The sequence below is a fragment of the Bradyrhizobium arachidis genome, from assembly GCF_024758505.1.
Lineage (GTDB): Bacteria > Pseudomonadota > Alphaproteobacteria > Rhizobiales > Xanthobacteraceae > Bradyrhizobium > Bradyrhizobium manausense_C.
On record NZ_CP077970.1, the window covers coordinates 7,120,859 to 7,140,677 of the forward strand.

The following is a 19,819-nucleotide window of genomic DNA, read 5'->3' on the forward strand; positions in this document are numbered from 1 at the left end:
GCGAACCGGTATCCACTTCGCTCGAAAACGCTCTACCTGCCCCAGCGGTCCTGCCAGATCTTCTCACCGATCAGGCAGTTCACGCGCGGCTCCTTGTCGGCGACGCGCACCACCGGACGGTCGGGCGTGCGGCCGGCGACTTCCAGCAGGAGTTTCGTGCGGATCGCTTCCTTGAACTTGTCGCGGTCCTTGATCGAGACCACGAAGGAGCCAGGACCGCCGATCACGCAGTCCTCGTAATAATAGTCGAGGTTGTCGATATCCATGGTCGAGTAGGACGGCTCCTTGACCATGATCGGCAGGCCGTTGATGACGATGCCCTTCTCCAACGCCGCATCGCGCGACACCGTGACCGGGCCGCCATTGTTGTTGGGTCCATCGCCGGAAATGTCGATGACGCGGCGCAGGCCCCGATAAGGATCCTCGTCGAACAGCGGCATCGCAAAGTTGATCGCACCGGAGATCGAGGTGCGCGAGGCGCGGCGGATCGGTGTCTTCATGATTTCGGCCGCGACCGCGTCCGCGGTCTCGGGGCCGTCGATCAGCCGCCAGGGGATGATGATCTTCTGGTCGGTCGAGGCCGCCCATTCGAAATAGGTCACGGCGATCCGGCCGTTCGGGCCCGCTTTCAGCGCCTGCAAGAACTCCTTCGACTGGATCGCCTGCGCATAGCCTTCGCGCTGGATCGCGAGCTCGTCCATGTCCATGGAGTAGGAGACGTCGACCGCGAGGATCAACTCGACGTCGACGGTCTGCGCGTCCTTCTCGGCCGCCTGTCGCTGTGGCTGGTATTTCGGCCCGGGTGCAGCAACGCCCGCGACGTCACTCCCGGCAAGCATGCCGGCCACCAGCACAGCCCCGATCGAGAACAACAAGCGCATCGCGCCCTCCCGTCGAATGTCGCGATGGTGACATGCAATCGCGCGTCCGCAAAGGGCGAAGATGAGTTCAGCTTCACATTCGAGTTAGCCCGCGCACAACGTCTGCGCAGTCGGAACAGCCGCGCGGCCGCAGCGCGGCGACAAAGCGTTGAAAGCGGGGCGCACGAGCCGGCCGCCCTATTGTGCGGCGCGATTTCCATGCTAGGCTTGCGACACAGATGGGGATGGAGTCCCCCGACAACCGCCCGGCGATGTACTCGATCGTATTGGGCTGATGACTCCTGCTTGAGGTGAGGCAATTTGGAGCCTCTGCCTTTGGCGGGAGCATGGACAGGCCCGCCGCTGGCGGGTTTTTTGTTGCCTGAATGCGCAGAAGGCTTCGAAAGGCAAGACTTCGAAAAGCAAGGCTTCGAAAGGCAAGACGTGACGACGACCGAGCCAAATCCATCCCGCGCCCGGATCCCGAGGGGGGTCTGGGTGCTCGGCTTCGTTTCGATGCTGATGGATATCTCCTCCGAGATGATCCACGCCCTACTCCCGGTCTATCTCGTCACCGTGCTCGGCACCTCCACGCTCACCGTCGGCTTCATCGAAGGCATTGCGGAGGCGACGGCTTCGATCACAAAAATCTTCTCGGGGGCACTGTCGGACTGGCTCGGGAAACGCAAGGTGCTGGCGGCCTTGGGCTATGGCCTGGCGGCGCTGACAAAACCGCTGTTTCCGCTCGCACCCAGCGCCGGCTGGCTGGTCGCGGCGCGCTTCATCGACCGTGTCGGCAAGGGTATCCGCGGCGCGCCGCGCGACGCGCTGATCGCCGACATCGCACCCGCGGGACTGCGCGGCGCAAGCTTCGGGCTGCGCCAGTCGCTCGATACGATCGGCGCCTTCGTCGGACCGCTGCTTGCCATCCTCCTGATGTGGTGGACCGCGGACAATTTCACGGCCGTGTTCTGGGTCGCGGTGCTGCCGGCGTTCCTGTCCTTTGCCCTGATCACGTTTGCGGTCAGCGAGCCCGAGCCCGAGGCCAGGCAGGAGGCGACGGGAAACCCGCTCAACACGCAAGCGATGCGGCAGCTCGGCGCGGTTTATTGGCGCATCGTGGCCGTCGGCACCGTCTTCACGCTGGCGCGCTTCAGCGAAGCCTTTCTCATCCTGCGGGCGCAGAGCATCGGGCTCAACGCGATGTGGGTGCCGGCCGTGCTGGTGCTGATGAACATCGTCTACGCCTTGTCGGCCTATCCGGCCGGCGTGCTCTCCGACCGGATCAACCGGACCGGGCTGCTCGCCCTGGGCCTCGTGTTCCTCGCGGGTGCTGATCTCGCGCTGGCGCTGTTACCGAGCCTTGCCGGCCTTGCGCTCGGGGTCGTGCTGTGGGGCCTGCATATGGGACTGACACAGGGCCTGTTCGCCGCACTCGTTGCCGACAGCGCGCCGCCGAGCTTGCGCGGCACCGCGTTCGGCTACTTCAATCTGCTCACGGGGATCACGATGCTCGCGGCGAGCATCATTGCCGGCGCACTGTGGGACAATTTTGGCCCGGCCGTCACCTTCCTCGCGGGCCTCGGCTTTGCACTGGCCTCGCTGGTCGGACTGCTTGCGATCGGCAACGGAATCACGCAAGCCGCCAACGCGGCGGAGAAGCCATGATGGGAGATCCCGAGACGTGTTGAGCGGATTGATCGCGATCGTTGTTGGCAGCGTGCTCGGCGGATGTGCGCGCTACTTCGTCTCCGGCGCGATCGCGCGCCGGATGGGCGAGACCTTTCCCTGGGGAACGCTGACCATCAACGTCACCGGGGCCTTCCTGATCGGCATCTTCGGCGCGCTCGCCACGCATCCCGGCTCGCTGTTCGCCTCGCCCAATCCATGGCTGTTCGCGGTGACCGGATTCCTCGGCTGCTACACCACCGTGTCCTCGTTCAGCCTGCAAACGCTGACATTGGCGCGCAGCGGCGAGCAGCTTCACGCGCTCGGCAACATCGCAGCCTCGGTCGGACTGTGCCTGACTGCGGTCAGTTGCGGCTTCCTGCTTGCCGACAGCTTTGGAGGCTAGCGCGCGATGACCGCCCTCTCCTCCAGCGACCGTTGGCGCAGCGCGGTGCTCTACACCTGGGTGGCGGCCGGCAGCATCGTCGGCGGGCTGGCGCGCTACCTCACCGGGCTCGCGCTCGACACCGGGCCCGGCTTCCCCTGGAACACGCTGTTCATCAACGCGTTCGGCTCGCTGATCATCGGCTTCTACGCCACGCTGACCGGCCCGGACGGGCGCGTGCTGGCGCGGCCCGAGCACCGGCAGTTCGTCATGACCGGCTTTTGCGGCGGCTACACCACCTTCTCGACCTTCAGCCTGGAAACCTTCCGCCTGTTTCACACCGGCATGAAGTATACTGCGCTCGCCTATATCGGCGCGTCGCTGATCTGTTGGCTGGTGTCGGTGTGGCTTGGCCACATGATGGCCGGACGGCTCAACCGCTTGAAGAGGAGCTGACCATGCAGATCCCCAATCAGGCCGTGTCGCTGCGCATCTTCATCGGCGAGAACGACCATGTCGAGGGCAAGCCGCTCTATGAAGCGATCGTGATCAAGGCGCGCGAGCGGCATCTTGCCGGCGCCACCGTGCTGCGCGGGCCCATGGGCTTCGGCAAGTCGAGCCGGCTGCACACCTCAAAAATCCTGCGGCTGTCGGAGGATCTTCCGCTGCTGATCGAGATCGTCGACAGCGAGGACAGCATCAACGCATTCCTGCCCATCCTGGACGGCATGATGTCGAGCGGGCTGATCACCTTGGAGAAGGTCCAGGTCCTGCAATATGGTGCGAAGGCCGCGGGCTGAGCGCCCGCTGGAACCCGCTTGTGTTTCAGGAGGCGGAATGAGCGAGACCGTCACCAAGCCTAAAACCAGGACGAAGACCAAGGTCGAGCGGCCAAAACTGCACAAGGTCATCCTGATCAACGATGACTACACGCCGCGCGATTTCGTCACCATGGTGCTGAAGGCCGAGTTCCGCATGACCCAAGACCAGGCTTACAAGGTGATGATCACAGCGCATAAGCTCGGCGCCTGCGTGGTTGCCGTCTTCACCAAGGACGTCGCCGAGACCAAGGCGACGCGCGCCAGCGACGCCGGCCGCGCCAAGGGGTATCCGCTTTTGTTTACCACCGAGCCGGAGGAATAGCGCCGCGGCGGCAATACAGGCGCGCCTGCGCGCAATTTTAGCGATCACCGCTACCTCTGGTTCAATCTCGTATGGCACGACCGTGCGATGACAATCGCACTGCGCAAGCAACTCGAGCTCCAGCCCACCCGCCACGAGACCTCGTTCGGCCCCTTCAAGCTGCTGCACGCCCTGCCGTGGCTGATCCTGGCCGCGGCCATGCGGGTGATCGCCTTCGGCGGCGGCGGGGTGGCGCTGCCGGCGATCATCATTGCCGACATCTCGGTGCTGCTGGCGTTCTTTGCGACCGCGCAGCGGTCGATCGAGGCCGCCGGCGGTCAGTCCTCACTCGGCGAACTGACCATGGGCGAGCAGTTCAAGCTTTCCTTTGCGATCTTCTGGCGGATTGCGCTTCTGATGATCGCTGTGACGGTCGCCACCACGTTGGCCGGCCAGACCACCTCCGCGCGGCACCTGATGTCCGGGCTCGACGGCATGGCCTTCGACCAGTTCACGCATCTCGGCCGGTTCTGGAGCGCGTGGATCGCGGCGTTGGTGCTGCTCATGATCGTCCGCGCCGAACGCAATGACGGCCGGATCGCGCTGTTCGCGGCCATCGCGGAGTTCGCCCGGCGCGGCCTCTGGCTCGGCGGCGCCGTGATCGTGCTCGGCCTGCTCAACATCGCGCTGGGTTTCGGACAGGAGTTCGTTCGCAGCGCGATCTGGAGCTTCTGGCAGACCTCCGCCGCAAGCCAGTTCACCAAGAACCTGATCTATTTCTGCTTCATCTTCTCCTTTGCGATGCTGCGGCTGTGGCTCACCCTGACGATTTTGACGCTCGGCCTGAGGCAGTCCTACGTCCGCGCCGACTAGCGCAATGCTGGAATAGCCACCCGACATTTTCGCGCTTTGCATTCGGCTGCGGGATCACCGAGAATGCAGCCAAGCCGGCATCAGCCGGGAGGCAAAAAAACGCGGGAAACGGCGGGATGGGCGCAACAGGGAATAGCCTCGCGAGGTGGGGCCGGCTGGCCTTCGCGATGGCCTTGGCTTTGGCAACACTGATGTCTCCGGCAGGCGGCGCGCAAGCCGCCGACAAGGTGCGCATCGGGCTGTTGAAGCTTTCATCGGCCGCGCCGCTGTATCTGGCGAAGGACCGCGGCTATTTCGAGCAGGAAGGCATCGACGTCGACTTCAAATTCTTCGACGCGGCGGTGCCGATCGCGGTGGCCGCGGTCTCCGGCGATATCGACATCGGCTTCACCGGCTTTACAGCCGCTTTCTACAATCTCGCCGGCAAGGGCGGGCTGAAGGTGATCGCGGGCACGGCGCGCGAGGCGCCGGGCTTCCAGAACACGGCCTATGTCGCCTCCAAGCGCGCCTATGAGGCCGGCCTGAAGACGCTGAAGGACCTGCCGGGACATTCCGTCGGCATCACGCAGGTCGGCTCGACCTTCCACTATTCGCTCGGCCTGATCGCCGACAAGCTGAAATTCGATATCGGCTCGGTCAAGATCGTGCCGTTGCAATCGCTGCCCAATGTCGCCGCCGCCATCAAGGGCGGCCAGCTCGATGCGGCACTGACCGCCACGACGACGATCAGCCCGGTGATCGCCTCCGGCGACGCCTTCGTGCTTGGCTTCGTCGGCGACGAGACGCCCTGGATGCTCGGCTGTGTCGTCGCCTCGATCGCGGGAATCGAGAAGAACCGCAAGCTGATCGAGAAGGTGCTGGCGGTCTACCGGCGCGGCGCCGAAGAGTATGCGCGCGTGCTGCTGAAGCGCGACGCGGACGGCAAGTTCGTCCGCAGCGACGAGGGCGATGCGATCCTCGCGATCGTCTCCAAATACACCGAGTAGAGGATCGACACGTTGCGGCTTGGCCTTGCCGTGGTCGATCCCGCGCTTGATAGCGCCGACATCGCGCGGCAGATCGCCTGGTTCAAGGCGCAGAAGATGGTCGATGCCGAGGTCGACGCGGAGAAGATCATCGACAAGTCATTCGTGCCGGACAGGCCGACCAATCCGAAATGAAAATCAAAACAATGCGGAGCCGCCCATGAGCGCGAGCGAAGTCACGGCCGGCACAAAGATCGTCCGGCGCAGCCCAAACCCGCAGCCGTCGCGCGTCACTGCCGACATCTGCGTGGTCGGCTCGGGCGCGGCCGGCATGTCGGCCGCGATCGAAGGTGCACGCGCGGGACGCAAAGTGGTACTGGTCGACAGCCTGCCCGCGCTCGGCGGCCAGGCCGTCAACTCCATCATCGCGACCTTCTGCGGCCTGTTCTCCAATGGCAGCGACGGCTACCAGTTCACCCACGGCATCGCCGACGACATCTTGCGCGATCTCGGTGCGCAGGAGAACGCGCTGTTCTATCGCCGCGGGCCGCACACCACAGTCGTCTATTACGACGAGGTCGCGCTCGGACGCTGGGTCGAGAAGGCGATGCTTGCCGCCGGCGTTACCGTCATCGTCGGCGCCGTCATGCGCAATGTCCGCGTTCAGGGCCGGCGCGTTACCGGCATCGATCTTTCCACACGCTATGGCGACGTCGAGGTCGAGGCCAACGGATTTGTCGATGCCTCCGGCGACGCCGCGCTGGTGTGGCAGGCGGGCTTCGCGTGCCGCGAGCCGGACGATGGTCCGATCTACGGCACGCAGATGCTGATCGTCGAGAACATCGACGAGACCAAGGTGCCGAGCCGCGAGGAACTGCCGGCGCGGATGCGCGAAAAGGCCGGCGACTATGGCCTGCTCCGCCGCGAGGGCCTGTCCTTCGTCATTCCCGGACGCGGCGTCGCCGCCATGAACATGACCCATGTCGAGACGCCGCTGGAGCCGCTCGCGGCGAGCCGCAAGGGCATCGAGGGCAAGGAGCAGGCCGACCGCGCCTTCGCGTTCCTGCAAGCCGAATTCCCCGACTGCTTCGGCAAGGCGCGCATCCGTTCCTATGGCTTTCCAGGGATACGCCAGACCCGCTGGATCGTCGGGCGCCAGCAGCTCTCCGTCGACGACGTGCGCGCCGGCAAAAAGTTCGACGACGCCATCGGCCGCACGGCGTGGCCGATCGAACTGCACGACCATGGTTCCGGGCATCACTGGCACGTCTTCGACAAGGACCACGTGCACTATGTGCCGTTCGGCAGCCTGGCGCCCGCGGAGGCCGACAACATCGTCGCCGCCGGCCGCTGCATCGACGCCGACAAGGCGGCGCTCTCCAGCGTGCGCGTGATGGGCCCGTGCATGGCGATGGGCGCGGCTGCCGCTCACGCGCTCGATCTCGCCGGCAGCGGCAGCGTGCACCAGATCGACATCGATGCGCTCAAGCATCGCGTCAAAGACAATCTGGAGCGGACGGATTAGACCGGCGGCGGATTGCGATCGCTGAAGGTCACCCGCTGGTGCCAGTACGGATAGGGCAAGGTCACCTTACTGGCCTCGTCCAGCCTGCCGATCTGATCCTTGGTCAGTGACCAGCCGACCGCGCCGAGATTTTCACGCAGCTGCGCTTCGTTGCGCGCGCCGATGATCAGCGTTGACACCGTCGGGCGCTGCAACAGCCAGTTCAACGCGATCTGCGATACGCTCTTGCCCGTCTCCTTCGCGACTTCGTCGATCGCATCAACGACGCGATAGACGTGTTCATCGGACACGGGCGGCCCGAACTCGGCGGTCTTGGGCAGGCGGCTGACCTCCGGTCGCGGTTGGCCGCGACGGATCTTTCCGGTGAGACGTCCCCAGCCGAGAGGCGACCACACGACCGCACCAAGCCCCTGATCCAGGCCGAGCGGCATCAGCTCCCATTCGTAGTCGCGTCCGATCAGCGAATAATAGGTCTGGTTGGCAACGTAGCGCGGATAGCCGTACTTGTCGGCAACGCTGAGCGACTTCATGAGGTGCCAGCCCGAAAAATTCGAAACGCCCACATAGCGGATCTTGCCGGCGCGCACGAGACCGTCGAGGGTCGCGAGCACCTCCTCGGGTGGCGTCATCGCATCGAAGCCGTGGAGCTGGAAGAGGTCGATATAATCGGTGCCGAGCCTATGAAGCGAGCCGTCGACGGCCGCGAGCAGATTCTGCCGTGACGAGCCGATGTCATTGGGCCCGTCGCCGAAGCGGAAGGTCGCCTTGGTCGAAACCAACACCTTGTCGCGCCGTCCCTTGATGGCTTCGCCGAGCACTCGCTCGGACTCGCCGAGCGAATAGACGTTGGCGGTGTCGAACATCGACACGCCGGCATCGAGACAGATATCGAGGAGGCGCCGTGCCTCAACCGCATCGGTCGTGCCCCAGGCAGAGAGGCGGCCAACACCGCCAAACGTGCCCGTTCCGAGACTCAAGGCCGGCACGGAAAGCCCTGACGAACCCAAGCGTCGATATTCCATGTTTCACTCCTCGACCAGCCGTCATTCGACCCGAGCGGCTCTGCTGCCGGATGGTAACGCAAGCCCGCGCGCCGTGCCATTACGCGTGCACATGAAGGCCATACGCCAGACGATCCCTTCCGGTCGCCTGCACATAGCCTCAGCTGTCCCCTGCGACATCAGCCGGTCAATCTGGGAGTCCCGCCTTGCGGAGGCCGTCGATATACACCTGAAGCTTCAGCATGTCGCCGCGTGCGACCCGTTCCGAAATACGAAAATCAGGGTCGAGTTCGAGCAGACGGGCCACAGCCTCTTCCGCCTCTGCATCGTGCCCCAGATGAGCCAGGGCCGACGCAAGGCAGCGATAGGAGAAAGGAAAAAGCGGGTTCTGGCGGATGGCCTTCCTGGCCGTCGCGACTGCATCGTCGAAACGACCAAGACAGTTGAACGCGACGCTCATCCCAGTGTTCGTCGCAAAAAGCAACGGGTCGAATGGACTCAATCGAATGCGGCGCTCAAAGCTCCGGATTGCCTCTTCGGGCTGCCCCGCAGTCACATAGGTCCAACCTCGCTCTTCCCAGGCGCGGAATGAGTTGGGGTTTAGGCTGACCGCACGGTCGACCATCTCCTTTGCAGTCTCGAAATCACCAGAGAACGAAGCGGTGGCGCGGCCAAGCATACTCAATGCCAAAGTAGCGTTGCCGTCGAGAGTGAGCGCCAGCCGGAGAAGCCGAAATCCTTCGGCGATTTCCGCCTTCTGATCGGGCTCCCATCGGTGGCGTGCATTTCGGAAGTGGCACTCGCCTGCGAGGGTCGCGGCAAAACCGCACCGAGGGTCGATCTCCAGGGCGCGAGAGACGAGCCGAAGACTCTCTGCCGATCCTTCCCGCGTCCACGACTGGACGTGCTGTGCGCGAAGACAAAGGTCGTGGGCGCTGAGGTTGTTCGGGCGACGTGACGCGATATCCATTTCCGTCTGAAGCAATCTTGGCTGAATGACGGAAACGACATTCACCGTGACCTCGTCCTGCAGCGCGAAGACGTCGCTGAGGTCACCTTCAAATCGATCGGCCCAAAGGTGCGCGCCGGTCGTGGCATCAATCAATTGGCCCGCAATGCGCACTTTCCCCCCTGCCTTGCGCACACTTCCTTCCAGGACGTAGCGAACACCGAGCTCACGGCCGACCTGCTTGATGTCGACCGCCCTCCCTTTGTAGGTAAAGCTGGAATTGCGCGCGATCACGAAGAGCGATTTGAACCGCGAAAGGGCGGTGGTGATTTCGTCCACCATGCCATCCGCGAAATAGTCCTGCTCAGGATCACCGCTGAGATTGGTGAAGGGGAGAACCGCGATCGAAGGCTTGTTGGGGAGCGCGAGCGCCGGCTTCGGCTGCTCGATCGCGTTGTCGACGGTTGCCATGTTCGCAGGCCCCCGCTCTTCCACAACTGGCGCAACGAAACGAAACCCCTTGCGCGGCAATGTCTTGATGAGGCGCTGTTCCTCGCCTGTATCGCCGATGACGTTCCGGGCGACATTTAGCCGGGTCGTCAGCGCTGCATCGGACACGGTCCGCCCGTTCCAGATGGCGGCGATGAGGTCGTCCTTGCTGACGACGCGTTCCCGGTTACGGATCAGATAGTCGAGCAGGTCGAACACCTGTGGCGCGACGGAGATGACGTCGGCCCCGCGATGCAACTCGCGCCGGACTGTATCGAATGCATACCCCTCGAAGAGATAACGCAAGCTGCGGATCCCTCAAGTGGCCTCCGACCATCGGGAGGCGCGTGAGCGCGAAGAAAACCACTGGATTCTACCAAGAGGCAAGCGCGTCCGGTAGACCGCATTCGCAACGCGCAGGGCGCCCGAGCGTCTTCCTGCTCCGCCTTCGAGCAGGCGCCGGTCCCCAACGACGCGCGCCTCAGGCCATCACGACAGGCATCTCCTCGGCCAGCCCATAGACGCGCTGGGCTTCCGAAAAGCCCGCGATCGGGAATTCACCCAGTTCGGTCCAACCGGCGTTGCAGACGCCGACAAAGCTTTCGGACGCCACGACGGTGCGGCCGAGCCGGCCCGTGATCTTCTCCAGCCGTGCCGCGAGGTTCACGGCGCGGCCGATGCAGGTGAAGTCGAGCCGGTTGCCGCCGCCGATATTGCCATAGAGGATGTGGCCGACATGCAGCGCGACGCCGAAGCGGAAGCGCTCGATCACCTCGCCTACGGGAATGCTGAGCGCTTCCACGCTCGCGCGAGATTCCCGTGCGGCTTCCAGCACGCGCGAACAAACCTGGCTCGCATCACCCACATATTCGTCGATCGGGAACACGGCGAGCAGTCCGTCGCCCATGAATTTCAAGACCTCGCCGCCATGCGCCCGGATCGCGGCGACCTGGCAGTCGAAGTATTGATTGAGGATCTGGACGACCGTCTCGGCCGGCAACCGATCCGACAGCGCGGTGAAGCCACGCAAATCGGACAGCCAGATCACGGCCTGCATGGTCTCGGCGTGGCCGCGGCGGATCTGTCCGCCCATGATGCGCTCGCCGGCGCGGTTGCCGACATAGGTGTCGAGCAGCATCGAGGCGGTGCGGCGGAGCGTGATGATCTCGGTGATACGCGTCAGCGGCTTCGCCATCGAACGCAGCACCGCGACCTGTTCGTCGGTGAAGCCGCCCGGCTGACGTGTGGTCAATGTCATCGCGTGGAAGGTATTGTCGAGGAAATGCAGCGGCAGCGCGAGATAGTCGGTCGCGCCTTCATTGCGCAGATCGACCAAGAATGGAAAGCGCTCCGCTTCGGGACCGTTGGGATCGCCCCTCACCTCCAGGCCTTCGCTGAAGACGAGGCTCAACGGGCTCCTCTTGAACCCCGGCGTCTCCTGGATCTCGAAGTCGACGGTACCGACCTCGACCTCGGCCGCGCCCTGTTTCCAGATGAAATTGCGGCCAAAGATTTCTGGATGCAGAGTGCGGATGAAGACACCGACGCGCCACAGCGGCAGGCCGGCCGCGACCATTCGCTCGCAACTTTCGGCCATCATCAGGCTTGGCGAGGCTGCCGAGCGCGCGCCGTCGATCAGCCAGTCCGTGATGGCGTTGAGTTCAACTGCATTCATGGCGCCGCAATTTGCGGGCGAAGGTCCCTGCCCGTCAAGCTGACCAGATGTCAGAACAGCTAGCGCCCGACCTGCCCGCGGTCGCGCAGGAAGTGATCGGCCAGCACGCAGGCCATCATGGCCTCGCCTACGGGAACCGCGCGGATACCGACGCAGGGGTCGTGGCGGCCCTTGGTCATGATCTCGGTGTCGGCGCCCTTGCGATCGACGGTCAGGCGCGGCTGGAGGATCGACGAGGTCGGCTTCACCGCAAAGCGCACCACCACCGGCTGCCCTGTGGAGATGCCGCCCAGCACGCCACCGGCATGGTTGGACAGGAAGCGCGTGCCGTCGTTGCCGGTGCGCATCTCGTCCGCATTCTCCTCGCCCGTGAGCTCGGCTGCGCCAAAGCCGGCGCCGATCTCGACGCCCTTCACCGCGTTGATGGTCATCATCGCGCCGGCGAGATCAGAATCGAGCTTTGCATAGATCGGCGCGCCCAAACCTGCGGGCACGCCTTCCGCCACCACCTCGATGACAGCGCCGATCGACGAACCGCTCTTGCGGATGCCGTCGAGATAGGTTTCGAAGAACGCGGCCTTGTCCTTGTCCGGACAGAAGAACGGATTCTTCGCAATCTCGTCCCAGTCCCATTTGTCGCGATCGATCTTGTGCGGACCGATCTGCACCAGCGCGCCGCGCACCTTGACGTCGGGCATCACTTTTCGCGCGATGGCACCGGCCGCAACCCGCATCGCGGTCTCGCGCGCCGATGAACGCCCGCCGCCGCGATAGTCGCGCAGGCCGTACTTCGCCTCGTAGGTGAAGTCGGCGTGGCCGGGACGAAACTTGTCCTTGATCTCGGAATAGTCCTTCGAGCGCTGGTCGGTGTTCTCGATCAACAGCCCGATCGGCGTGCCCGTCGTGACCTGCACGCCGGTCTCCGGATGCGCCATCACCCCGGAGAGGATTTTGACCTGGTCCGGCTCCTGGCGCTGGGTCGTGAAGCGCGACTGGCCGGGACGGCGGCGATCGAGGTCGCGCTGGATGTCGGCCTCGGTGAGCGGGATCAGAGGCGGACAGCCGTCGACCACGCAGCCGATCGCCACCCCATGGCTCTCGCCAAAGGTGGTGACGCGGAACATATGGCCGAAGGTGTTGAAGGACATGCCGAACTGTCGCCTCGTGTTGATCTTCAACGTTTATGTTGAATGTCAACGTCGTAGCCCCGAGGGGCACCAGGTTCAACCCCCGTTCCCGTCATTCCGGGGCGATGCGAAGCATCGAACCCGGAATCTCGAGATTCCGGGTTCGCCCTGCGGGCGCCCCGGAATGACGATGTGCATATTAACTATACTTCGCCAACCGCCCGTCGCGGAACACGTAAACGGTCCCCTGCTCGATATAGAGCTCGGCGGCGCTGGCCGCCGTTTCCAGGCCGAGCGAGACCATCAGGGCCCGCGCGGTGCCGCCATGGGCGACCGCGACCGTGTCCCCTTCAAGCGAATTGTACCAGTCGCGCATGCGGACCTGCACGTCCGCATAGGTCTCGCCGCCCTTCGGCGCCACGGTCCATTTGTCGACCAGGCGCCGGGCGTAAACTTGCGGATCAGCCGCGTCGCTCTCGGCCAGCGTCAGCCCCTCCCACGCGCCATAGCCGATCTCGCGCAGGCGATCGTCGAGCGCGTAATCGGCGACCGGCAGTTCGAGCTTGCTGCGCACGATCTCCATGGTCTGGCGTGCGCGACCGAGCGGGCTCGACACATAAGGCAGTGAGGTCTTGCCGCGGCCGTCGCGCGCGAAGAGATCGGCGAGGATGCCTGCGGCCTGAACCGCCTGCGAGCGGCCGCGCGCATTCAACGCGATGTCCCTGGTGCCCTGGAGCCGGCCGAGCGCATTCCACTCGGTTTCGCCGTGGCGAAGATAATAGATCGTTGGCGCGGGCATTTTCGGCGCTGAAGATCAGTCTTTCCCGCCGAGCGAGATATCGGGCGCCTCCGGCCGCTTCATACCGAGCACGTGATAGCCGGAATCGACGTGATGCACCTCGCCGGTGACGCCGCGCGACAGGTCGGACAGGAAATACAGCGCGCTGCCGCCGACGTCCTCGGTCGACACGTTGCGCCGCAGCGGCGCGTTGTATTCGTTCCACTTCAGGATATAGCGGAAGTCGCCGATGCCGGAGGCCGCGAGCGTCTTGATCGGGCCCGCCGAGATCGCGTTGACGCGGATGTTCTTCTCGCCGAGATCGGCGGCGAGATAGCGCACGCTGGCTTCCAGCGCCGCCTTTGCCACGCCCATGATGTTGTAATGCGGCATCCACTTTTCGGCGCCGTAATAAGAGAGCGTGATGAGAGAGCCGCCATCGGTCATCAGCTTCTCGGCGCGCTGCGCCACCGCGGTGAACGAATAGCAGGAGATCAGCATCGACTTGGTGAAGTTTTCCTGCGTGGTGTCGACATAGCGGCCCTCGAGCTGTTCGCCATAGGCGATCGCGTGCACCAGGAAGTCGATCTTGCCCCACTTCTCCTTCAACACCGCGAACGCAGCGTCGATCGTCGCAGCATCGGTGACGTCGCAATGGCCGAGCACGAGGCCGCCGATCTCGGCGGCGAGCGGCTCGACGCGCTTCTTCAGCGCATCGCCCTGGTAGGTGAACGCGAGCTCGGCGCCGGCCGCGTGGCATGCCTTGGCGATGCCCCAGGCGATCGAGCGGTTGTTGGCAACGCCGAGGACGACCCCGCGCTTGCCTTGCATCAGACCGGAATTCTGCGCCATCTCTTTATCCAATCCAGCTGGATTTTTCAGTTCTGGAGGTACACCAGCCCTCCATTGCGGTACAGTCCTAATCCGCGGCGTTAACGCTGTTTCCAGCGCCGGAATAGCCGTTCCAGTCAGGGGTTATGATGGGTAAGGCGCTCGCGCCGGACCAGTCGAATCGAGGCGGCATGAGTGCCTTTCGCCAGAGTGTGGAAGCCATGATCCCGGCGTTGCGCCGCTATGCGCGTGCGCTGGCGCGCGACAGCGACGTGGCCGACGATCTGGTGCAGGACACGCTGGTGCGCGCGTTGCGCTCCGAACGGTTGTTTCTCGGCGGGGACGTCAGGAGCTGGCTCTACACAATCCTGACCAACCTCAACAAGAACCGTCGCCGGTCGCTGGCGCGACGGCCGCAATTCATACCGCTGTCGGAGAACAATCCCGACGCCAGCGGCACCGAGGCGGAAGGACGCGACATCGAGAAGGCGCTCGCAACGCTGGTCGAGGAGCAGCGCTCGGTGCTGCTGCTCGTGATGCTGGAGGGGCTGAGCTATCGCGAAGTCGCCGACATCCAGGGCGTGCCGATCGGCACCGTGATGTCGCGGCTCGCGCGCGCCCGGGCTCATATCAAGGCGGCGCTCGAAGGGACGCGCCCGGCGCTGAGACGGGTGAAATGATGGCAGGGTTCATGCAACGGATGGTGCAGGTCCTGCGCACCGACAAGGGACCAACGGATTTGAACCGCAGACGAGAATTTGGGCCGACGAGCCAGAGACGACCGCGATGACCGAGGACCGCAAGATTTCAGTCACCGAAGACGAATTGCACGCCTATGTCGACGGCGAACTGCCGGCTGAGCGCCGCGCCGATGTCGAGGCCTGGCTGACCGCCCACCCTGAAGAGGCCGAGCGGGTGCAGTCCTGGCGGACCATGGCCGAGTTGCTACATGCCCGCTACGACGCAGTCGCGCATGAGCCGGTGCCGAAGCGGCTGGAGATCGAGCGGCTGATGCGCCGGCCGCGGCAGTGGATCTACGGCGCGGCGGCGGCCGCCCTGGTCGCCTTCGTCGCCGGCGGCGCGACCGGCTGGGTGGCGCATGGCGCCGCCAGCAAGCCGTCGGTCTTCCGGGCCTTTACCGTCGATGCGCTCGACGCCCATCGCCTCTACGTCGTCGAGGTCCGGCATCCCGTCGAGGTGCCCGGCAATGAGCGCGCCCATCTCCAGGCCTGGCTGACCAAGCGCTGCGGCTGGACCGTGTTCGCACCCGATCTGGAGGCGAGCGGGCTAAAACTCGTCGGCGGCCGGCTGTTGCCGGGGCCGAACGGGCCGGCGTCTTTCCTGATGTATGAGGGCGCCTCGGGCGAGCGCTTCACGATCTACACCGCCAAGACCGAAAGCGGCGAGACGCAGATGCGCTACGCGACGATGGACAAGGACAGTGCACTGTTCTGGGCCGACCGCGGCGTCGGCTATGTCGTGAGCGGCGGCGGAGATCGCGACCGGCTCACCAAGGTGGCACGGGCCGTCTACGACCAGGCGGAGAAAAACGGCATCTAGACAACCGCGCAAACGCGCCGCCCAGATTCGGTCATCGAAAATTTGGAATCACGACATGGACGCGTCTCATTATCGTACCGCATGATCACGCGAAAATGAGCAGCGTTCGATCCGCCGATCGACGCGGGCGGCCTCGATTGGGGTTTTTGGTACCGCGCTGGTCCCCCTCTCGAGGCCGCACCTTATCGGCGGCTGCCAAGCCGATCTGGCCGTGCAGCCGGCACGCCGGACACGATAGCGTCGAAGCGCCATCGCGCTCCAGGCGTTCGTTTGAGCATCAACCTGTTGGGAAATGCTCTGAGGCAGCGGCAGCTCATGCCTAGCCGAGCCCGCTGCGCGGATTGTAGGGGTGTTGGTCCCGCCACTTCTCCATCAATGCCTCAAGCTCGGCATCGTTCCCGTCCGGTAGCATAATCCGGGTAGTGACGAAGAGGTCGCCGGTACCGCCGGTCTTCGGCAGGCCCTTGCCCTTGAGGCGGAAGGTTCGGCCCGACGAGGTGTTTTTCGGAATCGTCAACTCCACCGCGTTGCCCAGCGTCGGAACGCGGACCTTGCCGCCGAGCACGGCCTCATAGAGCGTGATCGGCAGATCGACCCGCAAGTCGGCGCCGTCGACCTTGAAGAAGGCATGCGGGGCGACCGTGATCGTGATCAGGAGATCGCCGGGCGGATGGCCGGGCGCGGTCTCGCCCTGCCCCTTCAGCCGGATCTGCTGGCCACTGGTGACGCCGGCCGGAATCTTGACGTTGAGCTCCTTGCCGGTCGGCAGCCGGACGCGCTTCTCGCCGCCCTGAACCGCCTCTTCCAGCGAGACCGTCATGGCGACGTTCAGGTCGAGATCGACCCCGATCCCGCCAGTGTCGAACTCGAATTGGGTGCCGCCGGCGCCCGCGCGGCCGCCGCGCGCTCCGCCGCCGAACATGCTGTTGAGGATGTCCTCGAACGCGCCGCCGCCACCCGGACCGGCGCCGCCGGACCGGAATGTGTAGCTTTCGAACCCGCCCGGGCCTGCTCGTCCACGCGCACCGCCGCCGCCCGGAAAACCCTGGAAGCGCGGCTTGCCGTCAGCATCGATCTCGCCCCGGTCGAACTGCTTGCGCTTGTCCTCGTCGCCGAGGATTTCGTTGGCCGTGTTGAGCTCGGCAAAACGCTCGGCCGCCTTCGGGTCGTTCTTGTTGCTGTCGGGATGATGCTTCTTGGCGAGCTTGCGATAGGCGCTCTTGATCGCGGCAGCGTTGGCGCTCCGCGGCACCCCCAAGACCTCATAGGGGTCGCGCATCCGTCACGTCTCCTTCAGGGAAATCGATTGTTCCAAAGGGCTCCCCGCCCCACCTGACGTTCATCTGGGGTGCCCGTGGCATTTTTGCAACTCACACAGCAGCCTATTCCGGCAGTGGGGCTAAATTAGCTCCGCCATGGCTTTAGCGTATGAATCTCCCAGCGGCCATGGCCGGCCTGGCAGCCGGCGCCCTGAAGCCAGCTTTCGGTGCGGCCGTTGACATAGCTCGCCAGAAAATCCCGGCACTTGCGGCCATCCTCTGCGGCGTAGGACTGCGCGATCGGGGTCACCGAGCCGCGCGCCCCGGTCTCCGGATTCTCCCAGTGCTGGCTGGAATCCTTGTCGCCCTTGCTCAGGACGTCGGAGGCGGCGTTGCGGGCAAAGGCCAGATCGCTGTCGGTCGGGGGCGCCTCTTTTTCCGGGATGGAGGCGGTGACGTCGCTGTCGTCCATCTTGGCCAACGGCCCCTTCTCAAGTCCTTTGGCGAGCTGCGCGCCGTCGTTGCGCGAGAAGCTGCAACCGCCGGTGCCGAGCCCGATCAGAATCATCGTCATGACGAGGCCGGAGGGCCGGATCGCCGATAGGCCAACGCGTCCCCATGCCCTATATAGGGCGATAGTGGACAACAGCGCGCTTTGGGCCGCGGTACGCAACTCGGACTCCAGACATGACCGACACGACCTCGATGAAACACCAGACACCCTTAACATCCGGTGATTTCACCGCCGCCGAGGAACCCTTTGCGCTGTTCGAGGCCTGGTTGAACGAGGCGATCAAGAGCGAACCGAACGATCCGAACGCCATGGCGCTCGCCACCGTCGACGCGGACGGGCTGCCGGACGTGCGTATGGTGCTGATGAAAGGCTTCGATTCCGACGGTTTCGTCTTCTACAGCCACATCGCCAGCCAAAAGGGCCGCGAGCTCGCCGCAAATCCTAAGGCCGCGTTACTTTTTCACTGGAAGTCGCTGCGCCGGCAGGTGCGCATCCGCGGCAACGTGTCGCCTGTCACCGATGCCGAGGCCGATGCCTATTTTGCCACCCGCCCCAAGCAGGCGCAGATCGGTGCCTGGGCAAGCAAGCAGTCGCAGGCCCTGGAGAGCCGCTTCGCCTTCGAGCAGGCGATCGCCAAGGTCGCCGCCAAATACATCATCGGCGAAGTGCCGCGACCGCCCGGCTGGAGCGGTTGGCGCATCACGCCTGTGCGTATCGAGTTCTGGCATGACCGCCCGTTCCGCTTGCACGACCGCATCGAATTTCGCCGTGACGCGGCCGGCCAGCCGTGGTCCAAGACGCGGATGTATCCTTAAGAGTTGCGACTGAAAGAGTTCAATGCCGCATTCGTCCAACGTACCCCGACGTACGCTGCTCCTGACCGGGGCCAGCCGCGGCATCGGCCATGCCACCGTGATCCGCTTCTCCTCCGCGGGCTGGCGCGTCATCACCTGCTCGCGGCATGCGTTTCCGGAGGACTGCCCGTGGGACGCAGGCCCTGAGGACCACATCCAGGTCGACCTCGCCGACCCCGAGGACACCGCGCGCGCAATCACGGAGATCCGTAACCGGCTCGAGGGCGGCGCGCTGCATGCGCTGGTCAACAACGCCGCGATCTCACCAAAGGGACCCGGAGGCTCGCGGCTCGGCTCCGTCGACACCGACCTCGACACCTGGACCCATGTGTTTCACGTCAACTTCTTCGCGCCGATCATGATCGCGCGCGGCCTGATCGAGGAATTGAAGGCCGCCAAGGGTTCGGTGGTGAACGTCACCTCGATCGCCGGCTCGCGCGTGCATCCCTTTGCAGGCGCTGCCTACGCCACTTCGAAAGCCGCGCTCGCAGCGCTGACGCGCGAGATGGCCTCGGACTTCGGCCGCGTCGGCGTGCGCGTCAATGCGATCGCGCCGGGCGAGATCGACACCTCGATCCTGTCGCCCGGCACCGAGAAGATCGTCGACCAGCAGATCCCGATGCACCGGCTCGGCACGCCGGACGAGGTCGCCAAGATCATCTACGTGCTGTGCACGGAAACGTCGTCCTACGTGAACGGCGCCGAGATCCACATCAACGGCGGGCAGCACGTCTAGGGCGTCGTCGTCATTCCGGGATGGTCCGTCAGGACCGGACCCAGAGTCTCGAGATTCCACATTGCGCAATTGCGCAATGGAGTTCGGCTCTGCGAGCCGCCCCGGAATGACCAACAAGCGCATCAAAGAAATTCGCCGAGACTACTGCGCGAATACGGACGCAAGGCAATCCAGACAAGGCCGCCGCAAGACCTGGATTGCCTTGACCCTTCCGTTTCTCAATCGGCGCGAATCCGGCGCGACGGCTCACGCAGCCGCGGCGCGGCCACATTGAACGCAGTCGAGCAGTCATCGTCGTTCTCGCCGTCGAGCAGCGGTGCACCACAGTGCCGGCACAACCGCGCCGACAACGACGGCGCCTTGCTGCTCGCCACGGCCTGACGATAGCTTGCCAGATCGATGACGATGCGGGGCGACGTTATGTGTTTTTCAACCATGGCTGTTCCTCGCGGCTACACCCTGCTTATCGCAGACAAGTTTCGCCCAAACGTTCAGCCCACCGCTCAAATTTTACCGGAGGAATTGGGGCGACGATGACGCGTCACCGCGCGGCCAGAATCCCGATCTATTCTGCGACACCAACCGCTGTCTCTCTGCGACCGGCGTAAGGTCTCGGTCACTATCTTTGTCCGAGCATCATTTCCGCGT

General features: G+C 64.5%; 23 protein-coding genes and 1 riboswitch. Of the genes, 13 read left to right on the plus strand and 10 right to left on the minus strand.

The genetic code is table 11. The features are described from left to right. Nucleotides 1–32: 32 nt before the first annotated feature. A complete protein-coding gene (locus KUF59_RS33095; RefSeq protein ID WP_212458735.1) occupies nucleotides 33–881 on the minus strand; it encodes a DUF1194 domain-containing protein in 849 nt (282 codons plus the stop codon). Between the two features lie 211 nt (nucleotides 882–1,092). Beyond that, nucleotides 1,093–1,172, plus strand: a riboswitch (Fluoride riboswitch). Nucleotides 1,173–1,304: 132 nt separating this feature from the next. Between KUF59_RS33095 and KUF59_RS33100 the strand changes: the two genes are divergently transcribed. From KUF59_RS33100 to KUF59_RS33140, 9 genes are all read left to right on the plus strand, one after another. Next, nucleotides 1,305–2,528, plus strand: coding sequence for an MFS transporter (locus KUF59_RS33100; RefSeq protein ID WP_309500886.1), 1,224 nt, complete (start codon nucleotides 1,305–1,307; stop codon nucleotides 2,526–2,528). A 16-nt stretch (nucleotides 2,529–2,544) separates the two neighbouring features. Further along, complete coding sequence (crcB, locus tag KUF59_RS33105) at nucleotides 2,545–2,934, plus strand: fluoride efflux transporter CrcB (RefSeq protein WP_212458736.1); 390 nt, start codon at nucleotides 2,545–2,547, stop codon at nucleotides 2,932–2,934. A gap of 6 nt (nucleotides 2,935–2,940) precedes the next feature. Continuing rightward, a complete protein-coding gene (gene crcB / locus KUF59_RS33110; RefSeq protein ID WP_212458737.1) occupies nucleotides 2,941–3,369 on the plus strand; it encodes a fluoride efflux transporter CrcB in 429 nt (142 codons plus the stop codon). Between the two features lie 2 nt (nucleotides 3,370–3,371). After that, nucleotides 3,372–3,713, plus strand: coding sequence for a DUF190 domain-containing protein (locus KUF59_RS33115; RefSeq protein ID WP_212458738.1), 342 nt, complete (start codon nucleotides 3,372–3,374; stop codon nucleotides 3,711–3,713). 37 nt (nucleotides 3,714–3,750) lie between these two features. Next, entirely contained in the window at nucleotides 3,751–4,056 is a 306-nt protein-coding gene (gene clpS, locus KUF59_RS33120) for an ATP-dependent Clp protease adapter ClpS (RefSeq protein ID WP_212458739.1), read from the plus strand. Nucleotides 4,057–4,143: 87 nt separating this feature from the next. Next, nucleotides 4,144–4,908 (plus strand): hypothetical protein, encoded by a 765-nt coding sequence (locus KUF59_RS33125; protein WP_212458740.1) that lies wholly within the window; start codon nucleotides 4,144–4,146, stop codon nucleotides 4,906–4,908. A 191-nt stretch (nucleotides 4,909–5,099) separates the two neighbouring features. Then, a complete protein-coding gene (locus KUF59_RS33130) occupies nucleotides 5,100–5,894 on the plus strand; it encodes an ABC transporter substrate-binding protein (RefSeq protein WP_258767524.1) in 795 nt (264 codons plus the stop codon). A gap of 12 nt (nucleotides 5,895–5,906) precedes the next feature. Further along, a complete protein-coding gene (locus KUF59_RS33135) occupies nucleotides 5,907–6,068 on the plus strand; it encodes a hypothetical protein (protein WP_258767525.1) in 162 nt (53 codons plus the stop codon). A 25-nt stretch (nucleotides 6,069–6,093) separates the two neighbouring features. Further along, complete coding sequence (locus KUF59_RS33140) at nucleotides 6,094–7,398, plus strand: FAD-dependent oxidoreductase (protein WP_258767527.1); 1,305 nt, start codon at nucleotides 6,094–6,096, stop codon at nucleotides 7,396–7,398. On the opposite strand, the gene KUF59_RS33145 is transcribed toward KUF59_RS33140, so the two are convergent. From KUF59_RS33145 to fabI, 6 genes are all read right to left on the minus strand, one after another. After that, nucleotides 7,395–8,420 (minus strand): aldo/keto reductase, encoded by a 1,026-nt coding sequence (locus KUF59_RS33145; RefSeq protein WP_258767528.1) that lies wholly within the window; start codon nucleotides 8,418–8,420, stop codon nucleotides 7,395–7,397. The genes KUF59_RS33140 and KUF59_RS33145 overlap by 4 nt on opposite strands. Before the next feature lie 166 nt (nucleotides 8,421–8,586). Then, nucleotides 8,587–10,143, minus strand: coding sequence for a winged helix-turn-helix domain-containing tetratricopeptide repeat protein (locus KUF59_RS33150; protein WP_212458743.1), 1,557 nt, complete (start codon nucleotides 10,141–10,143; stop codon nucleotides 8,587–8,589). A gap of 175 nt (nucleotides 10,144–10,318) precedes the next feature. Continuing rightward, complete coding sequence (locus KUF59_RS33155; protein ID WP_212458744.1) at nucleotides 10,319–11,512, minus strand: adenylate/guanylate cyclase domain-containing protein; 1,194 nt, start codon at nucleotides 11,510–11,512, stop codon at nucleotides 10,319–10,321. A 59-nt stretch (nucleotides 11,513–11,571) separates the two neighbouring features. After that, the gene (gene aroC / locus KUF59_RS33160; protein WP_212458745.1) at nucleotides 11,572–12,660 is read right to left on the minus strand and encodes a chorismate synthase; all 1,089 of its coding nucleotides are present in this window, start codon (nucleotides 12,658–12,660) and stop codon (nucleotides 11,572–11,574) included. Nucleotides 12,661–12,838: 178 nt separating this feature from the next. Next, nucleotides 12,839–13,438, minus strand: a complete 600-nt coding sequence (locus KUF59_RS33165; protein WP_212458746.1) for a histidine phosphatase family protein — start codon at nucleotides 13,436–13,438, stop codon at nucleotides 12,839–12,841. Nucleotides 13,439–13,453: 15 nt separating this feature from the next. Further along, nucleotides 13,454–14,269, minus strand: a complete 816-nt coding sequence (fabI, locus tag KUF59_RS33170; protein WP_212401313.1) for an enoyl-ACP reductase FabI — start codon at nucleotides 14,267–14,269, stop codon at nucleotides 13,454–13,456. Nucleotides 14,270–14,439: 170 nt separating this feature from the next. Between fabI and KUF59_RS33175 the strand changes: the two genes are divergently transcribed. Together KUF59_RS33175 and KUF59_RS33180 are read left to right on the plus strand one after the other, a co-directional pair. Next, nucleotides 14,440–14,928 carry an RNA polymerase sigma factor gene (locus tag KUF59_RS33175; protein WP_212458747.1) on the plus strand — a complete coding sequence of 163 codons (489 nt, stop codon included), beginning with the start codon at nucleotides 14,440–14,442 and terminating at the stop codon, nucleotides 14,926–14,928. A 106-nt stretch (nucleotides 14,929–15,034) separates the two neighbouring features. Then, nucleotides 15,035–15,808, plus strand: a complete 774-nt coding sequence (locus KUF59_RS33180) for an anti-sigma factor family protein (protein WP_212458748.1) — start codon at nucleotides 15,035–15,037, stop codon at nucleotides 15,806–15,808. Nucleotides 15,809–16,127: 319 nt separating this feature from the next. On the opposite strand, the gene KUF59_RS33185 is transcribed toward KUF59_RS33180, so the two are convergent. Further along, nucleotides 16,128–17,087 carry a DnaJ C-terminal domain-containing protein gene (locus tag KUF59_RS33185; protein ID WP_212458749.1) on the minus strand — a complete coding sequence of 320 codons (960 nt, stop codon included), beginning with the start codon at nucleotides 17,085–17,087 and terminating at the stop codon, nucleotides 16,128–16,130. 125 nt (nucleotides 17,088–17,212) lie between these two features. Next, nucleotides 17,213–17,641 carry an RT0821/Lpp0805 family surface protein gene (locus KUF59_RS33190; protein WP_212458750.1) on the minus strand — a complete coding sequence of 143 codons (429 nt, stop codon included), beginning with the start codon at nucleotides 17,639–17,641 and terminating at the stop codon, nucleotides 17,213–17,215. Between the two features lie 113 nt (nucleotides 17,642–17,754). On the opposite strand from KUF59_RS33190, the gene pdxH reads away from it, so the two are divergent. Then, nucleotides 17,755–18,396: a pyridoxamine 5'-phosphate oxidase gene (pdxH, locus tag KUF59_RS33195; RefSeq protein WP_212458751.1), complete on the plus strand. Its 642-nt coding sequence runs from the start codon at nucleotides 17,755–17,757 to the stop codon at nucleotides 18,394–18,396. 22 nt (nucleotides 18,397–18,418) lie between these two features. Continuing rightward, nucleotides 18,419–19,171 carry an SDR family NAD(P)-dependent oxidoreductase gene (locus KUF59_RS33200; protein WP_212458752.1) on the plus strand — a complete coding sequence of 251 codons (753 nt, stop codon included), beginning with the start codon at nucleotides 18,419–18,421 and terminating at the stop codon, nucleotides 19,169–19,171. Between the two features lie 218 nt (nucleotides 19,172–19,389). On the opposite strand, the gene KUF59_RS33205 is transcribed toward KUF59_RS33200, so the two are convergent. Continuing rightward, a complete protein-coding gene (locus KUF59_RS33205) occupies nucleotides 19,390–19,608 on the minus strand; it encodes a hypothetical protein (RefSeq protein ID WP_212458753.1) in 219 nt (72 codons plus the stop codon). Nucleotides 19,609–19,819: the final 211 nt, after the last annotated feature.

Excerpts from the sequence above, each read along its gene's own strand:
- KUF59_RS33125 (WP_212458740.1), top strand. The coding sequence starts at position 4,144 with ATGACAATCGCACTGCGCAAGCAACTCGAGCTCCAGCCCACCCGCCAC.
- crcB (WP_212458737.1), top strand. The coding sequence starts at position 2,941 with ATGACCGCCCTCTCCTCCAGCGACCGTTGGCGCAGCGCGGTGCTCTAC.
- KUF59_RS33130 (WP_258767524.1), top strand. The coding sequence starts at position 5,100 with ATGTCTCCGGCAGGCGGCGCGCAAGCCGCCGACAAGGTGCGCATCGGG.
- KUF59_RS33115 (WP_212458738.1), top strand. The coding sequence starts at position 3,372 with ATGCAGATCCCCAATCAGGCCGTGTCGCTGCGCATCTTCATCGGCGAG.
- pdxH (WP_212458751.1), top strand. The coding sequence starts at position 17,755 with ATGACCGACACGACCTCGATGAAACACCAGACACCCTTAACATCCGGT.
- KUF59_RS33185 (WP_212458749.1), bottom strand. The coding sequence starts at position 17,087 with ATGCGCGACCCCTATGAGGTCTTGGGGGTGCCGCGGAGCGCCAACGCT.
- KUF59_RS33190 (WP_212458750.1), bottom strand. The coding sequence starts at position 17,641 with ATGACGATGATTCTGATCGGGCTCGGCACCGGCGGTTGCAGCTTCTCG.
- KUF59_RS33140 (WP_258767527.1), top strand. The coding sequence starts at position 6,094 with ATGAGCGCGAGCGAAGTCACGGCCGGCACAAAGATCGTCCGGCGCAGC.
- aroC (WP_212458745.1), bottom strand. The coding sequence starts at position 12,660 with ATGTCCTTCAACACCTTCGGCCATATGTTCCGCGTCACCACCTTTGGC.
- KUF59_RS33095 (WP_212458735.1), bottom strand. The coding sequence starts at position 881 with ATGCGCTTGTTGTTCTCGATCGGGGCTGTGCTGGTGGCCGGCATGCTT.
- KUF59_RS33165 (WP_212458746.1), bottom strand. The coding sequence starts at position 13,438 with ATGCCCGCGCCAACGATCTATTATCTTCGCCACGGCGAAACCGAGTGG.
- KUF59_RS33200 (WP_212458752.1), top strand. The coding sequence starts at position 18,419 with ATGCCGCATTCGTCCAACGTACCCCGACGTACGCTGCTCCTGACCGGG.
- KUF59_RS33145 (WP_258767528.1), bottom strand. The coding sequence starts at position 8,420 with ATGGAATATCGACGCTTGGGTTCGTCAGGGCTTTCCGTGCCGGCCTTG.
- fabI (WP_212401313.1), bottom strand. The coding sequence starts at position 14,269 with ATGGCGCAGAATTCCGGTCTGATGCAAGGCAAGCGCGGGGTCGTCCTC.
- KUF59_RS33155 (WP_212458744.1), bottom strand. The coding sequence starts at position 11,512 with ATGAATGCAGTTGAACTCAACGCCATCACGGACTGGCTGATCGACGGC.
- clpS (WP_212458739.1), top strand. The coding sequence starts at position 3,751 with ATGAGCGAGACCGTCACCAAGCCTAAAACCAGGACGAAGACCAAGGTC.
- KUF59_RS33205 (WP_212458753.1), bottom strand. The coding sequence starts at position 19,608 with ATGGTTGAAAAACACATAACGTCGCCCCGCATCGTCATCGATCTGGCA.
- KUF59_RS33180 (WP_212458748.1), top strand. The coding sequence starts at position 15,035 with ATGACCGAGGACCGCAAGATTTCAGTCACCGAAGACGAATTGCACGCC.
- KUF59_RS33175 (WP_212458747.1), top strand. The coding sequence starts at position 14,440 with ATGAGTGCCTTTCGCCAGAGTGTGGAAGCCATGATCCCGGCGTTGCGC.